Origin of the sequence: Stenotrophomonas sp. LM091, assembly GCF_001806305.1 — a bacterium.
In the GTDB taxonomy this organism is placed as follows: Bacteria; Pseudomonadota; Gammaproteobacteria; order Xanthomonadales; family Xanthomonadaceae; genus Stenotrophomonas; species Stenotrophomonas bentonitica_A.
Genome location: NZ_CP017483.1, coordinates 4,007,656 through 4,022,787, shown reverse-complemented (window position 1 = coordinate 4,022,787; position 15,132 = coordinate 4,007,656). Strand labels below are relative to the sequence as shown.

Sequence of the window (15,132 nt, the reverse complement as noted above, 5' to 3'; positions counted from 1 at the left end):
CACCAAGGAACAGGGAACTCATCGATGCCTCAAAAGAAACCTGTGTGACACCATAGATTACGATAAAGACGAGCGCCCCCCTCCAGCCAAGGAATAGTCCGCCGCGTTGCGCGTGCAAAGCCTGTGCAATGCCCGCCAAAGAAGGAAAATAAATGCGACGCCAAGCAAGCCTCCACATGCAACTACATAGAGGTACATGTTATCGACGAATCCATAAGGCATCGCCCGCCCTCCAACCTGCATTGCCGCCCCCAGCCCGCCCATACCTAGGCCAAGCAGTCCCGGCGAGCTCCGTAGCGTGTAATCAATTACAGCAGGCCAAACTACATCGAGCCTTGCTTGGAGAGTCAGGAAGCCGTCGACAAGTGCCCGTACTGCGTCAGGCTCGGAGTAGACATACACTGGAAGTAGGGTGCCAGCCAACGTGGCGAAAACTGCACCCCAAAACCAGGAGATTCTCACTGGACGACGGCCCCAGATGAGAGGAACTGCTGCGAGAAGGTAAGCAGCAGCCGCCGTCTTCATCGTCGTGAGATATATTGCAAAAAATGATAACGCGACAATGGCAACCTTCCAAGCAGACGACCGGATCCTGGAGGTCATAAAAAGGGACGAAAGAGCGAGCACAAGAGAAAGATCGATCGATGAACTACTCAAACCCGCGAGCCTTCGTGCTCCGTTATCGGTCCACGCACGCCCCACAGTGGAAGAGTAGTCCCCGTAATCAATTACCATGCTCTCCCAAGGAAAAGGAGTGAGATAGTTTATGAGCTCAAATGCAAGTGATACCAGGAAGACATACAGCAGCCCCCTCTTCACGACTTCACTCAGGACAAGACTAGGGAACATCATCCCAAAGAAGAATGGCAGAAGGACCCAGAACCCCATAAGGGTCTGGGGAACGCCATTCCTATAAACTGAATATGCGCCCCACAGGGATAAGAAGATAAGTACGGCGAACTGTCTACGAGAAAACTTCGAAAGAAGGAGAGGAATCAAAGCTGCTACTAGCAAAATTCCCTTCGGCATGAGATGCACGTAGGGAAAACCAATAACAAGACCCACGTACTTGACCAAACCTGAAGTAGCCGTACCCCAAATGAATAGAAGCACAACATAGTCGAAGTAATTTCTATTACCCATACCTTATCTCATTGATGGAACTTAGAGTTGGCTCCATGCATTACTGCACCGAAAGGCTGGGGCTTTTATCCTGCCTGACCGTCTCTCAACTCATGTAGTCGATTTATACTCGTAGTAGCCATAGCTATAATAACCGGCCGCACGCCTCTCAACGGCATTGAATATCGCCCCTTTCAGTCTCACATTGTTTTGTTCGAATCGCTTTTTTGCGATCGCCAACTCTTTGGGCTGATTCAACCCAAATCGGGCAACGAGCAGACACGTTCCTACATGATGGGCAATAATTGCAGCGTCGGTTACAGCCAGGATCGGCGGCGTATCAATAATTACGAGATCGTATTCCTTGCTAACTGATGCGAGAAGACGGGAGAAGTTTTCGTGCATGAGCAATTCGGATGGATTGGGGGGTACGTCGCCCCGAGTGATCACACGCAGGTTCTCTAACCCCTCGACTTCGCGAGTCGCCTCTTTGACTTCAACCCTACCAACCATCACATCGGAAAGGCCAGGGCTTTGACTGACGCCAAGAGCTTTATGAAGCGTACCCTTCCGCATATCTGCGTCGATGATGAGAACCCGCTGGCCTGCCTGCGCGATCACAGCCGCAAGGTTGGAGGAAACGAATGTTTTTCCCGCATTAGGACTCGAACCGGATATAAGCACCAAATTGTTCTTCGACTCAAGGCGCGCAAAGTGGAGACTGGTACGCAGGCTACGAATAGCCTCAACTGCGAGATCCGCCGGATCCTTGACCGCGAGCAGATGCAACTTTCCATCACCGCGAAATCCACCGCGGACAGAATCACTTTCTTGCTTAGGACTGACTGGAATAGAGGCATAAACCGGCAACCCAAGCTCCTCGATCTGAGAAGGATCCTCCACACCGCGGTTCAGCATCTGCTTTAATAGAATAAGAATGAAAGAAAGCAATGCGCCGAAGAAGGTACCGACGAGCACTATTAGCGACTTCCTCGGCTTCACGGGCGCTGTAGCATCAACGACTGCAGCGTCTACAATTCTGACATTGCCAACAGTGCCGGCTCGAGCGACATCCAATTGCTGAGCTTGATTGAGCATTCCGGTATACATCTCATTACCAACTTTCAACTCCCGCGTCAGCTTCAGCAGCTCCTGCTGAGCCTCCGGAAGTTGCTTAACCTGGCCTTGGAAGCCCGCCTTTCTACCCTGAAGCTCGCCAATCTGTCGAAGGAGAGCCTGGTAGGCAGGATGATCTCGGGTGAACTTTCTATCCATCTCAGCCTGCTGCAGGCGAAGCTGCTGGATGCTCGTCTCGACAGCAACTTCTTGGTCCAAGAGTCCTTTAGTCTGCAGCGATAGATCGACAGAGTTGGCACGTGTTTGATAGGCAGCCAGGGCTTTTTGAGCAGCGTCGACCTGCCCTCTAATGTTGGGCAACTGCTCTTTCACGAAGGCTAGCTGCGCAGATGCCTCCGCGGAATTCCTTTCTACGTTCTGGCGCACATACGCCTGAGCGACCTGTTGCAGGAAAGCCCCCGCGAGATTGGGGTCAGCATTCTCATAAGTCAGAGTTAGAATGCCTGAATCCTTTCCTGCCTCCGAAACAGAGACCTCCTTCTGCAGTTCACCGACAACCTTCAGCTTTCGAAGTTTTGTTAAGCTGAAACGCATACCTGGGTAGGCGCGAAGACGAGCTACTTGGATCATTACCCCCTTACCCCGAGAAACCACTCCTACCTGCCCCCTCAGGAGCACTTGCCCAGTACTATCGGACAAGGTGTATCCCCCTTGGCTATCGTCTACGACAAGCGTCATTTCGTTGCCGAGCATGGAGGCCGGCACCTCCAATTGGAATACATCAAGACGCTCGCCACCCCATCCGAAGCGGCTCATTCCAAGTAAGGGTGGAGACAGATGATCTTCGCCTAAGGCCTCGGCCTTTCGAACAAGGTAGTCTCCCACCAAAGGGAATCGATTGGGCTCAATAAGCAGATCAAGCCTGAGCTCATCTACTGCGGCGCCCACAACTGCTCTTGAGGCGATCAAAGCGATTTCCGTGCTCGTCTCGGCCGAGCCACCAGTAACACCCAGAGATTGACTCAGGGCTGAAAGGCCTGGGAGCGTAGGAACCTTCGACTCTACCTGTATGATGGCGTCTGCTCGATAGATCGGCGTCGCCAGCAACGCATAAGCAAGCGAAGTTGCAAAGAATGCACTTGTAATGCCGATCACCCACCACTTATGGTCGATCAGCGTACCCAGTAGCTGACGCAGGTCGATCTCATCGGCTTTGTCGGACGAAACAGCTAGGGGTTCTTGGCTTGTCATATGAATCGCTGCTATGAATTTATAAGAGTGCGACAGAGCTCTCTGTCGCTAGTAGTGGATACTAAATGATCAGATGTAGCGCTTCCACGCACTGACACTGTCTGCCATTAACCTGTAGACATGTTCGAATGCGGGACGCTGTTGCCGATAAGGATCAGGAATCTCGAGGTCTTCCCGCCACTTGCCCAGCAGGAAAGTTTTCCCAGAGGATTCCGGCGCGATTTCACTGATACGCCTGAGGTGCTTTTTCTCCATCACAAGGATGAGATCAGCACCCGAGAGAATTTTTGGTGTAACCTGCCGCGCCCGATGCTCTGCGCCATCAAGCGCATGGTCCACGAGCAGCTCCTGTGCTGTCGCATCGATCCCATGACCGACAAGAGCAGCCAGACCAGCGGAAGAAACCCCCACCTCTCTGCCACGAAGCGCGTGCCGCATCATCACCTCCGCCGAGGGGCTGCGACAGATGTTGCCAATACAAACAAACAGAATGTTCTTGAACACTGCATTTCAACCTTGTTGCGTCCGACATGGCCGGCTCATCGTGACCTTCTCCGAGAGTCGTGCATCCAATCGAACAGAATAACCCATCGTCCTTGGGCTTGGCTTTTGCGCCTTGGGACGAATCTCATGGACACAACGTCAAAGCGACGAAGTGAGACGCAGGTCGCTCATTTTCGAACGCTTTCCCTAGCTCCTCAGTAGGCTGAGCGTTGCCCTAAGACCTTCAACACCGTCAGCCCAATGATCCGCACATCCAGCATTGGACTCCATCGCCGGATGTAGTCGATGTCGTACTGCACACGCTTCTTCATCTGCCGCAGCTGGGGCGTCTCCCCCCGTAGCCCGTGGACCTGAGCCCATCCAGTAATGCCCGGCTTGACGTAGTGGCGATGCATATAGCGCTCGATCAGCCGCTCATAATGATTGTTGTGCTGAATAGCATGCGGCCTCGGGCCAACTACCGACATGCTTCCACCCAGCACATTGAAGAACTGCGGCAACTCATCAAGGCTGCTGCGACGCAGGAAGGCGCCGAAACGGGTGACCCGTGGATCGTTGCGAGTGGCCTGCGTGATCTTGCCCGGTGCTTCTGCATGCACACGCATCGAGCGGAACTTGAGCATCCAGAATTCTTTGCCATCCAGCCCATGGCGCCGCTGACGGAACAATACCGGCCCAGGCGAGCTCAGCTTGACGCCAAGAGCCAAGGCGGCCAACAACGGCGCCAGCACAACAACTGCAATGCTAGCGACCAGTAGGTCCTCAATTCGCTTGATGATGATGAACCGCGGCTCCACCACGCCTTGGCGCACACCGACCATTGGCACGGTACCGACCTGATGCACGCCTGGATTGAGCGCCCCCAAGCCAGTGATATCCGGCACGAGCCGCACCTGCACGGGATAGCGCTCCAGCAACCGGAGTACGTCTTTTAGCTGCGCACGCCCCCCGAGCGGAAGCGACACCCAGATCTGCTCGATCTGGCCGCGATGGGCTTCGAAAAAGGCTTCAAGGCCATCCAATTCTCCCAAACGCTTCGGCGCGTCCGCGCCTTCGCGACGGAGTGCGATGTCATCAGGACCGGCAAAGTAACCAATAACTTCCTTGCCGATCTCTGGGCGACTTCGCAGTAGGCGATGCACTTTCAATGCCGGCGCACGCAGGCCAACTAGGAGGACGCGCTGACGATCCAGCCCCCTCTCCCGCAACCTGTGCAGCCGGAAGCGGATGGCGCTACGGGTGGCACTCATGGCGACCAGGCCAGACGAGTACCAGCCGACCAGCCAGGATGCAGGCACCGTATCGGCCATGTCGATCAGAACCGAGTACATGGAGAAAAGGGCGAACACACCCGTCCAGGCAAGGAACAGGGTCCACAGATCGGCGAGAAGGCCGCGGTTGCGCCACTCTCGATAGACCGGCGCGAAGCCAAAACAAACCAGGGTGCACAGCAGCACCGCCCCGAACACCACCCGCTGCGGGTGCGTAGGCGGAAGCCAGCCGAACGTTGCGATATGGGTAAACACCGCAGCGCTTGGCACCAGCAGCAGATCCCCCACCCGCAGCCCCACATCTAGTGCAGCGCGCGCCTCGGCTGTCACGCGCGGGCGTCCAAACCGCGCGGGCGACTGTTCTACGGATCCATGTAGCAAAGGCAACTTCTCCATCAGGAATGCCCGCTGGAACGGTTCCCCGTTCCTGCCTGTGCAATCGACCTCCCCGTCGTTCCACAAGACCTCGAGCGAATTTTTGTTCACTAAACGACACCAATCTTACAGATTTCTCACAAAAATGATCGCGCATCTAACTGAACTAGTTCATGACACTAGAAAAAACAATGACATAGATGAGCGCGTCGCCTCTGCCTCTTGCGAGTCAGAGTCCTGACATAGCTGGCGGGACATCGTCGACGGCGCCAGCACGGCTTCTTCTGCATCTGCCCCGTAGCATCGAACAGGGCTTTCATTCAACCGTCGCTGCCGCCTAGAGTTGCGCCCATGAATTCGTCCAACATCCTCATCTGCGGCGGCGCCGGCTACATCGGCAGCCATATGGCGCAATGGCTCGCCGAGCATGGCCACACAGTGACCGTGCTCGACAACCTCTCTACCGGTCACAGAGGTGCCGTGCGCTGGGGCGACCTGATCGAGGCCGACCTGCTGGATCCAGCGGCGCTCGAACGCGCTCTTCACGGACGCAGTTTCGACGCTGTGATGCACTTCTGTGCCAAGTCGCTGGTAGGCGAGTCAGTCGCCGAGCCCTACGCGTACTACGCCAACAACGTCACCGGCACGCTCAACCTCCTCGAAGCCATGCGCCGTCACGAGGTAAATAAGCTGGTGTTTTCGTCGACCGCAGCTGTCTTCGGCAACCCGGTTTCAGACGTGATCGACGAAGAGCACCCCAAGGCACCGATCAATCCTTACGGCGCCAGCAAGCTCATGGCAGAGCGTTTCCTGGCAGATGCGGCGCATGCTTACGGACTGCGCTCGGTGGCCCTGCGGTACTTCAATGCGGCAGGCGCCCTGCCCGAACATGGCATTGGTGAAGCCCACGCCTGCGAGACGCACCTAATCCCGAACGTCCTGAGAGCCGCGCTGGGACAGGGGCCGTCGCTGAAGATCTTCGGCAACGATTACGACACCGCCGACGGCACCTGCCTGCGCGACTATGTCCACGTCCAGGACCTCGCTCAGGCACATGCCCTGGCACTGGCGTTCATGGATCGCCACGAAGGTGCACACACCTTCAATCTCGGTAACGGCCAAGGCTTCTCCGTCCGCGACGTGATTGCGACCGCCGCCTCCGTATCCGGAGTTGCAATCCCTTACGAAGTTGCGCCACGCCGCGCCGGAGACCCCGCACGCCTCGTAGCGTCCAGTGACAAGGCGCGCGAGCTCCTCGGCTGGACGCCACGTTGGACCGAGCTGGGGCCGATCATCGAGAGTGCGTGGCGTTGGCACCGTGATCAGCCGAGCTGGTCCCCGCATCACATTCACGGCGACGCCTCCATCCAGGCAGCGTGAGCCATGGGAGGGCGGTCCGGACGCCACCCTCTCTGAGGCAATGCAAATATGAATTCGGGGCCCCGGCCGCCCCGAGGCTGACCCGCGCGCCAAACGCCGCTGCACCACCAGATAAGGCATTGCCCCCCTCTGTTACCATTCGGGGTTCAGCTTGCCGCCCCCCACCCTGCCAGCGGCCAGCGCCTTACAAACGCAACGCAACAGGAGTTTGCATGTCCTCTGACCTGCTCAAGGCCCTCGGCCTCGACGCGACCAACGCTGGCACCTACCTTGGCAACGGTGAGTGGTCCTCGGCCACCGATGCCGGTGTGATCACCCCGGTGAACCCGACCACCGGCGAAGCCATCGCCCAGGTCTACGCGACCACCGACGCCGACTACGAAACCATCGTGGCCCGCGCCCAGGAGGCCTTCAAGGTCTGGCGCACCACCCCGGCCCCGCGCCGCGGCGAAGCCGTGCGCCTGTGTGGCGAAGCCCTGCGCGCCAACAAGGACGCCCTGGGCTCGCTGGTCGCGCTGGAAATGGGCAAGAGCAAGCCCGAGGGCGATGGCGAAGTGCAGGAGATGATCGACATCGCCGACTTCGCCGTGGGCCAGAGCCGCATGCTCTATGGCTACACGATGCATTCCGAGCGCCCCGGCCACCGCATGTATGAGCAGTACCAGCCGCTGGGCCTGGTCGGCATCATCAGTGCGTTCAATTTCCCGGTCGCGGTGTGGGCCTGGAACTCGTTCCTGGCCACGATCTGCGGCGACATCTGCCTGTGGAAGCCATCCAACAAGACCCCGCTGACCGCGATCGCTTCGATGCGCATCTGCAATGAGGCGCTGCGCGAGGGCGGGTTCCCGGACCTGTTCTTCCTGATCAACGATGCCGGCACCGAGCTGTCGCAAAAGATGGTGGCCGACAAGCGCGTGCCGCTGATCAGCTTCACCGGCTCCACCCAGGTCGGCCGCCAGGTCGCCGAGAAGGTCGCCCACCGCCTGGGCCGCTGCCTGCTGGAACTGGGCGGCAACAACGCGATCATCCTCGATGAAACCGCCGATCTGAAGCTGGCGATCCCGGGCATCGTGTTCGGCGCGGTCGGTACCGCGGGCCAGCGCTGCACCACCACGCGCCGCCTGATCGTGCACGAATCCATCCATGACGACGTGCTGGCCACGCTGATCAAGGCGTACAAGCAGGTGGAAGGCAAGATCGGCGATCCGACCGACCCGGCCAACCTGATGGGCCCGCTCAACAGCGACGGCGCCGTGGAGCAGTTCCTGGCCTCGATCGAGAAGGCCAAGGCCAGCGGCGGCACCGTGCAGACCGGTGGCACCCGCATCGAGCGCGCCGGCAACTTCGTGCTGCCAGCCATCGTGACCGGCCTGAAGAACAGCGACGAGGTCGTCCAGCACGAGACCTTCGCCCCGATCCTGTACGTGATGAAGTACAGCACGCTGGACGAGGCGATCGACATGCAGAACGGCGTGCCGCAGGGCCTGTCGTCTTCGATCTTCACCACCAATCTGAAGACCGCCGAGCGCTTCCTCTCGGCCGCGGGTTCGGATTGCGGTATCGCCAACGTCAACATCGGCACCTCGGGTGCGGAGATCGGCGGTGCGTTCGGTGGCGAGAAGGATACCGGCGGTGGCCGCGAGTCCGGCTCGGATGCCTGGAAGGTCTACATGCGCCGCCAGACCAACACCATCAACTACTCCGACTCGCTGCCGCTGGCCCAGGGCATCAAGTTCGACCTGTGATGGCTGCCGTGCCCCAGCTGCCGGCTGGCCCGCGCCTGGATTTCACCGGGCGCCGGGTACTGATTGCCGGTGGCAGCAAGGGCATCGGGCGCGCCATGGCGCTGGCGTTTGCTTCGGCAGGCGCCGGCGTCTCGGTCTGCGCACGCGGCGAGGCCGGTCTGGCAGCGCTGCGTGCGGATGCCGGGGCGCTCGGCATGGCCGTGCATACCGCCAGTGCCGACCTCTCCCGGCTGGACGACATCGGCCGCTGGCTGGACGATGCCGCCCAGGCCCTGGGCGGTATCGACGTGCTGGTCAACAATGCGACCGGTTACGGCATGGCCGACGATGAGGCGGGCTGGGAAGCCAGTTTGAACGTCGACCTGATGTCGGCGGTGCGGGCCTCGCGGCTGGCACTGCCCTGGCTGCAGCAATCCAGCGATGCCTGCATTCTCAACCTGGCTTCGATCGCGGCCCAGCAGCCGCGCCCGGGTGGCGCGCCGTATGCGGCAGCCAAGGCCGCGCTGATGCACTACACCACCTCGCAGGCCCTGGCCCTTGCGCCGCAACGGATCCGCGTCAACGCCATCGCCCCGGGCTCGATCGAGTTCGAGGACGGGCTGTGGGCGCGCCGGCGCGAACAGGACCCGGAGCTGTATCGAAACACCCTGGCGAAGATTCCGTTCGGCCGCTTCGGCGAGCCGGCCGCCATCGCCAACGCCGCGCTGTTCCTGTGCTCGCCCCTGGCGGGCTGGATCACCGGGCACACCTTGAATGTCGATGGTGGCCAGGTCCTGATGGGATAAACCCGCCGCTGGCCCTATCATCGAACCACCCCACCGCGACCAGGACCTGCATGAGCCTTCCGCCCCGACAAACGAGTGCCATGGCCGTGGTCAGCCTGATCATGGGCATCCTCGGCTGGACCGCCCTGCCCTTCATCGGCAGCGTCGCGGCGATCATTACCGGCCACCTGGCCCGCGCCGAGATCCGCCGTCGCCCGCTGGAGCTGGAAGGCGACGGCATGGCACTGGCCGGCCTGATCCTGGGCTGGATCATCGTGATCGGCAGCCTGCTCGCCCTGGTGGTGATTCTGTTGTTCTTCGGCGGACTGGCCTGGTTTGCCGCTACCCAATCGTGAGGTGCACATGAGCCGCTCGGATTCGACCGAACGCTTCAGCAGTCGGGTTGCCGACTACGTCCGCTACCGTCCCGACTATCCCCCGGCATTGCTGGACTGGCTGCACCAGGACATCGGTGTACCTGCCGAGACCCTGGTCGCCGACATCGGCGCCGGCACCGGCATTTCCACCCGGCTGTTCCTGGCCACCGGCCACCCGGTCATCGCGGTAGAGCCGAACGCGGCCATGCGCGAGGCCGCCGAACAGTTGCTTGCACCTGACTATCTGCGCCTGAAGGTCGCCGACGGCACCGCCGAGGCCACCGGCCTGGCCGACAACAGCGTTGGCCTGGTCGCCGCCGCGCAGGCCTTCCACTGGTTCGATACCACGGCGGTGCGCCGCGAATGGGCGCGGATCCTGCAGCCCGAAGGCATGGCGCTGGTGTTCTGGAACTCGCGCCTTCTCGATGCCTCGCCCTTCCTGATCGGCTACGAGCAGCTGCTGCAGGAGTTCGGCACCGACTACGTGGAAGTGGCCGAGCGCTACCAGGACGATGACACCATGCGCGCGTGGTTCGGCGAGGGCCTGCGCGGCATGGCCCGCCTGCCGAACGTGCAGCGCATGGACTTCGATGGCCTGCGCGGGCGCCTGCTGTCCTCTTCCTATGCACCGCAGGCTGGCCACCCGCGCCACGCGCCGATGCTCGATGCGCTGCAACAGCTGTTCGACGCCCATGCGGTGGACGGCCAGATTGCCTTTGAATACCAAACCCGTGCCTTTGTCGGCACGCTGGACTGATTGAACGCCATGTACTCGCTTGCCCGCCCATTCCTGTTCGCCCTTGATGCAGAACGCGCCCACGGCCTTGGCCTGAACGCGCTGGACCTGGCCTACCGCACCGGCACCACGCCGCTGATGGGCCGCCGCATCGACCCGCTGCCGACCACCGCGTTCGGAGTGAATTTCCCGAATCCGGTGGGCCTGGCCGCCGGCCTGGACAAGAACGGCGAGCACATCGATGCGCTGCTGGCGCTGGGCTTCGGCTTCGTGGAGATCGGCACGATCACCCCGCGCCCGCAGGCCGGCAACCCGAAGCCGCGCCTGTTCCGGCTGCCGGACCACCACGCGATCATCAACCGCATGGGCTTCAACAACCTGGGCGTGGATGCACTGGTGCGCAATGTGGAGCGCGCCAAGCGCCGCACCGGCCTGCTCGGCATCAACATCGGCAAAAACAAGGACACCCCCAACGAGCAGGCGTTCGACGATTACCAGCACTGCCTGGAAAAGGTGTATCCGCTGGCCGACTACATCACCGTCAATATCTCTTCGCCCAACACCGCCGGCCTGCGCGAGCTGCAGGAAGAGACCGCGCTGCGCCAGCTGATCTCGCAGCTGCGCGAAAGCCAGGAACGCCTGGCAGCCAAGCACGGCAAGCGGGTGCCGATGCTGGTCAAGGTCGCCCCGGACCTGAGCGACCGCGACATCGATGCCGCCGCGCGCGTGCTGGGCGAGCTCAAGGTGGACGGTGTGATCGCCACCAACACCACGATCGACCGCAGTGCGGTGGCCGGTGACCCGCGGGCAAACGAAGCCGGTGGCCTGTCCGGCGCGCCGCTGCTGGGCCAGTCGACCCTGGTGCTGCGCCGCCTGCGCGCGCGCCTACCCGAGTCGATGCCGTTGATCGGCGTGGGCGGCATCCAGTCCGGCGCGGACGCAGTGGCGAAGATGGCCGCCGGCGCCGCACTGGTGCAGTGCTACAGCGGCCTGATCTTCCGTGGCCCGGAGCTGGTGCACGAGTGCGTGGAGGCGATCCGCCGCCGCAGAGAGGCACCCAGCCGCGGCGCGGTGGCACCGCTATGAACGACGCCATGACGGCCTGGGCCATCACTGAAAACGCCTCGCTGAAGGCGCTCAACACCTTCCACGTCGAGGCCACCGCCGCACAGCTGCTGGAGGTGTTCGACCCGTCCGTACTGCCGGAGGTGCTGGCCCTGCCGCGCGTTGCCGAGCAACCGTTGCTGGTGCTGGGCAGCGGCAGCAACGTGCTGATCGCCGGCAACGTGGAAGGCACCGTGCTGGTGTTCGCCAACCGCGGCATCGAGATCCTGGAACACCGCGCCGACCACACCATCGTGCGCGCCGGTGCCGGCGTGAACTGGCATGGGCTGGTGATGTGGTCGCTGCAGAACGGCCTGTCCGGTCTTGAAAACCTGGCGCTGATCCCCGGCACCGCAGGCGCCTCGCCGATCCAGAACATCGGCGCCTATGGCGCGCAGGTCGGCGAATTCATCCAGGCCGTGGATGCGTGGGACCGGCAGGAGAACGACTGGGTGCGCTTCGATGCCGAAGGCTGCCAGTTCGCCTACCGCGACAGCATCTTCAAGCACGACCCGGACCGCTACCTGATCACCGCGATCGAGCTGCGCCTGCCGCTGCTGCACGGCCTGCGCCTGGGCTACGCCGGGATCGCCGAGGAAATGGAGGCGATGGGTGTGGAGCTGCCGGTGGCTGCCGATGTGGCCAATGCGGTGATCAACATCCGTCGCCGCAAACTGCCCGACCCGGACGTGCTCGGCAACGCGGGCAGCTTCTTCAAGAACCCGATCCTGCCGCTGGAGCAGGTCGAGGTATTGCTGCAGCATTTCCCCGAGCTGCCGGTGTTCCCGGCCGATGAGGACAGCCGCCGCAAGATCTCCGCCGCCTGGATGATCGAGAGCTGCGGCTGGAAGGGCTACCGCGATGGCGATGCCGGCGTGGCGCCGAGCCATGCACTGGTGCTGGTCAACCATGGCCAGGCCACCGGCGAAGAACTGCTCGCGCTGGCGCGGCGGATTTCCGCCTCGGTCCTGGAGAAGTTCGGGGTGCCGATCGAACCGGAACCGAGGCTGATCGGCGCACAGTGGTGAATCCCGCCCCCGCCTTGCCGGTGGCCACGCCGTTGCGGGCCGCCCTGCTGATGCTCGGCAGTACGCTGGCCTTCGGCCTGATGGCGATTGCGATCCGCTACGCCACCCGCTACGTGCCGACCCAGGAAGTGGCGTTCTTCCGTAACGCCTTCGGCCTGCTGGCGCTGCTGCCGATGCTGATCCGCCCGGGCAGCGCGCCGCTGAGAACGCAGCAGCTGCCGCGCTACTTCCTGCGCAGTGCGATCGGGCTGGCCTCGATGCTGTGCGCGTTCTGGGCGATCGGACACCTGCCGATCTCCCAGGCGATCTCGCTCTCCTACTCCACCCCGCTGTTCGTCACCATCGCCGCGGTGCTGTGGCTGGGCGAAACCGTTCGCCTGCGCCGCTGGGCGGCGGTGATCATCGGTTTCATCGGCGTGCTGATCATCGTGCGCCCCGGCTCGACCAGCTTCACCCCGGGCACCCTGGTCGCCGTGGGCGCGGCGGTACTCAGCTCGCTGGTGGCGATCCAGATCAAGCAGCTCACCCGGGTGGACAGCGCCGATACGGTGGTGTTCTACACCTATGTGTTCTGGGTGCCGCTGTCGCTGGTCCCGGCCTTGTTCGTGTGGGTCTGGCCGACCGGCCTGGCATGGGTCTGGCTGGTCGCCACCGGGGTGCTCGGCACGCTGGGGCAGCTGCTGTGGACCCGCGCCCTGCGCCTGGGCGAGGTCTCCGCGCTGACCCCGATCAGCTTCATGCAGCTGCCGCTGGTGAGCTTGCTGGGCTGGCTGCTGTTCAATGAAACGCTGGACCGCTGGACCGTGATCGGCGCCGCCATCATCCTCGGCGCGAATGCCTATATCGCCCACCGTGAAGCGGTGCTGGCACGGCGGGCGAAATCGCAGGCCGCCACGGCGGCCGTCAAACCGGGGGAATAGCCCCCGGGAATCAATCCGATCCGAACAGATCGCGGGTGTAGACCTTGTGCGCGACGTCCGCCAGTTCCGGCGTCAGCCGGTTGGCGACGATGATGTCGGCCTCGGCCAGGAACGCGGCGAAATCGTTCACCACGCGCGAGCGGTAGAACGTCGGCTCGGTGAGCACCGGCTCATGCACGATGACCTCGATGCCCTTCGCCTTGATCCGCTTCATCACGCCCTGCACCGCCGAGGCACGGAAGTTGTCCGAGCCGGCCTTCATGACCAGCCGGTAGATGCCCACCACCTTCGGGTTGCGCGCCACGATGTCATCGGCGATGAAATCCTTGCGGGTCCGGTTGGACTCGACGATGGCGTGGATCAGGTTCTGCGGCACCTTGCTGTAGTTGGCCAGCAGCTGCTTCGTGTCCTTGGGCAGGCAGTAGCCGCCGTAGCCGAAGGACGGGTTGTTGTAATGGTCGCCGATGCGCGGATCCAGGCTCACCCCTTCGATCATCTGGCGCGTGTCCAGCCCGTGCGAACTGGCGTAGGTGTCCAGTTCATTGAAGTAGGCCACCCGCATCGCCAGGTACGTGTTGGAGAACAGCTTGATCGCCTCCGCCTCGGTCGCGTCGGTGAACAGCACCGGCACGTCCTTCTTGATCGCGCCTTCCTTCAGCAGTTCAGCGAACACCGCGGCGCGCTCGGAACGTTCACCGACGATGATCCGGCTCGGGTGCAGGTTGTCATGCAGCGCGCGTCCCTCGCGGAGGAATTCGGGCGAGAACAGGATGGTGTCGGTGTTGAACTTGGCCCGCAACGCGGCCGTGCAGCCGACCGGCACGGTCGACTTGATGACGATGACGGCAGATGGGTTGATCCGCAGCACATCGCCGATCACCGCCTCCACGGAGCCGGTGTTGAAGTAATTCGTTTTGGGGTCGTAATCTGTCGGCGTGGCGACGATGACGAAATCCGCGCCCTCATAGGCCTGCGCCGGATCCAGCGTCGCGGTCAGGTTCAGCGCGCGGTTGGCGAGGAAGTCTTCGATCTCGACATCTTCGATGGGCGACTGGCGGGCATTGATCATCGCCACTTTGGCCGGATCGATGTCCAGCGCCACCACCTCGTGATGCTGTGCGAGCAGCACCGCGTTGGACAGGCCCACGTACCCGGTACCGGCGACGGCAATCTTCATTCAAGGTCCTTCTTTTGCAGCGTCCAGAGTGAACTGCGAATTTTAGCAAACGCCGTGCACTGAACGCCGGCCAGGTAGGCCGCATTTCGACAGGATCGCGGCGATGTTGCTGCCTGGACCGGTGCCCATCGTGCCGGCCACGGGTTCGGGGCCCCACTTACGCGCGTGTATATCCCTGTCTTTAAGCGTCATTTATGGCGCTTTATGTGCATATCGCCGTATAAAACGCCATACTTGGCGCTTTATATAAACATCATTTAAGCTCCACAAAGCGCCATACTTGACGCCGTATCCCAATAGA

Annotated in this window: 13 protein-coding genes; 8 read left to right on the top strand and 5 right to left on the bottom strand. The window is 61.7% G+C overall.

Annotated features, from left to right (window positions below):
- Positions 1–57 precede the first annotated feature (57 nt).
- The 4 genes from BIZ42_RS19645 to BIZ42_RS17880 all read right to left on the bottom strand — a co-directional run bounded on the left by BIZ42_RS19645 (position 58) and on the right by BIZ42_RS17880 (position 5,621).
- Complete coding sequence (locus tag BIZ42_RS19645) at positions 58–1,143, bottom strand: hypothetical protein (protein ID WP_156785780.1); 1,086 nt, start codon at positions 1,141–1,143, stop codon at positions 58–60.
- Positions 1,144–1,233: 90 nt separating this feature from the next.
- Positions 1,234–3,450, bottom strand: a complete 2,217-nt coding sequence (locus tag BIZ42_RS19405; RefSeq protein WP_083279895.1) for a polysaccharide biosynthesis tyrosine autokinase — start codon at positions 3,448–3,450, stop codon at positions 1,234–1,236.
- Positions 3,451–3,519: 69 nt separating this feature from the next.
- A complete protein-coding gene (locus tag BIZ42_RS17885) occupies positions 3,520–3,954 on the bottom strand; it encodes a low molecular weight protein-tyrosine-phosphatase (protein WP_070427239.1) in 435 nt (144 codons plus the stop codon).
- Positions 3,955–4,148: 194 nt separating this feature from the next.
- Positions 4,149–5,621, bottom strand: coding sequence for an undecaprenyl-phosphate glucose phosphotransferase (locus BIZ42_RS17880; protein WP_070427238.1), 1,473 nt, complete (start codon positions 5,619–5,621; stop codon positions 4,149–4,151).
- A gap of 330 nt (positions 5,622–5,951) precedes the next feature.
- Here BIZ42_RS17880 and galE point away from each other — a divergent pair, with 330 nt between their 5' ends.
- The 8 genes from galE to BIZ42_RS17840 all read left to right on the top strand — a co-directional run bounded on the left by galE (position 5,952) and on the right by BIZ42_RS17840 (position 13,654).
- On the top strand, positions 5,952–6,980 hold the full coding sequence (gene galE, locus BIZ42_RS17875) for a UDP-glucose 4-epimerase GalE (protein WP_070427237.1): 1,029 nt from the start codon (positions 5,952–5,954) through the stop codon (positions 6,978–6,980).
- A 212-nt stretch (positions 6,981–7,192) separates the two neighbouring features.
- A complete protein-coding gene (locus BIZ42_RS17870; protein ID WP_070427236.1) occupies positions 7,193–8,725 on the top strand; it encodes an aldehyde dehydrogenase family protein in 1,533 nt (510 codons plus the stop codon).
- Positions 8,725–9,510, top strand: a complete 786-nt coding sequence (locus tag BIZ42_RS17865) for an SDR family oxidoreductase (protein ID WP_070427235.1) — start codon at positions 8,725–8,727, stop codon at positions 9,508–9,510. Before BIZ42_RS17870 ends, BIZ42_RS17865 begins: the two co-directional genes overlap by 1 nt.
- Before the next feature lie 50 nt (positions 9,511–9,560).
- On the top strand, positions 9,561–9,845 hold the full coding sequence (locus BIZ42_RS17860; RefSeq protein WP_019183054.1) for a DUF4190 domain-containing protein: 285 nt from the start codon (positions 9,561–9,563) through the stop codon (positions 9,843–9,845).
- A 7-nt stretch (positions 9,846–9,852) separates the two neighbouring features.
- Positions 9,853–10,623, top strand: a complete 771-nt coding sequence (locus BIZ42_RS17855; protein ID WP_070427234.1) for a class I SAM-dependent methyltransferase — start codon at positions 9,853–9,855, stop codon at positions 10,621–10,623.
- Between the two features lie 9 nt (positions 10,624–10,632).
- The gene (locus BIZ42_RS17850; protein WP_070427233.1) at positions 10,633–11,688 is read left to right on the top strand and encodes a quinone-dependent dihydroorotate dehydrogenase; all 1,056 of its coding nucleotides are present in this window, start codon (positions 10,633–10,635) and stop codon (positions 11,686–11,688) included.
- Positions 11,685–12,734 carry a UDP-N-acetylmuramate dehydrogenase gene (gene murB, locus BIZ42_RS17845; RefSeq protein ID WP_019183057.1) on the top strand — a complete coding sequence of 350 codons (1,050 nt, stop codon included), beginning with the start codon at positions 11,685–11,687 and terminating at the stop codon, positions 12,732–12,734. Before BIZ42_RS17850 ends, murB begins: the two co-directional genes overlap by 4 nt.
- 32 nt (positions 12,735–12,766) lie before the next feature.
- Entirely contained in the window at positions 12,767–13,654 is an 888-nt protein-coding gene (locus tag BIZ42_RS17840) for a DMT family transporter (protein ID WP_026069760.1), read from the top strand.
- 10 nt (positions 13,655–13,664) lie between these two features.
- Here the strand turns inward: BIZ42_RS17840 and BIZ42_RS17835 are convergent, their stop codons facing one another.
- Positions 13,665–14,831, bottom strand: coding sequence for a nucleotide sugar dehydrogenase (locus BIZ42_RS17835; protein ID WP_070427232.1), 1,167 nt, complete (start codon positions 14,829–14,831; stop codon positions 13,665–13,667).
- Between the last annotated feature and the right edge of the window lie 301 nt (positions 14,832–15,132).

Bases quoted from the DNA above. Each gene is read 5' to 3' on its own strand.
- BIZ42_RS17870 (WP_070427236.1), top strand. From the start codon at position 7,193: ATGTCCTCTGACCTGCTCAAGGCCCTCGGCCTCGACGCGACCAACGCT.
- BIZ42_RS17865 (WP_070427235.1), top strand. From the start codon at position 8,725: ATGGCTGCCGTGCCCCAGCTGCCGGCTGGCCCGCGCCTGGATTTCACC.
- BIZ42_RS17880 (WP_070427238.1), bottom strand. From the start codon at position 5,621: ATGGAGAAGTTGCCTTTGCTACATGGATCCGTAGAACAGTCGCCCGCG.
- BIZ42_RS19645 (WP_156785780.1), bottom strand. From the start codon at position 1,143: ATGGGTAATAGAAATTACTTCGACTATGTTGTGCTTCTATTCATTTGG.
- BIZ42_RS17860 (WP_019183054.1), top strand. From the start codon at position 9,561: ATGAGCCTTCCGCCCCGACAAACGAGTGCCATGGCCGTGGTCAGCCTG.
- galE (WP_070427237.1), top strand. From the start codon at position 5,952: ATGAATTCGTCCAACATCCTCATCTGCGGCGGCGCCGGCTACATCGGC.
- BIZ42_RS17850 (WP_070427233.1), top strand. From the start codon at position 10,633: ATGTACTCGCTTGCCCGCCCATTCCTGTTCGCCCTTGATGCAGAACGC.
- BIZ42_RS17855 (WP_070427234.1), top strand. From the start codon at position 9,853: ATGAGCCGCTCGGATTCGACCGAACGCTTCAGCAGTCGGGTTGCCGAC.
- murB (WP_019183057.1), top strand. From the start codon at position 11,685: ATGAACGACGCCATGACGGCCTGGGCCATCACTGAAAACGCCTCGCTG.
- BIZ42_RS17835 (WP_070427232.1), bottom strand. From the start codon at position 14,831: ATGAAGATTGCCGTCGCCGGTACCGGGTACGTGGGCCTGTCCAACGCG.
- BIZ42_RS19405 (WP_083279895.1), bottom strand. From the start codon at position 3,450: ATGACAAGCCAAGAACCCCTAGCTGTTTCGTCCGACAAAGCCGATGAG.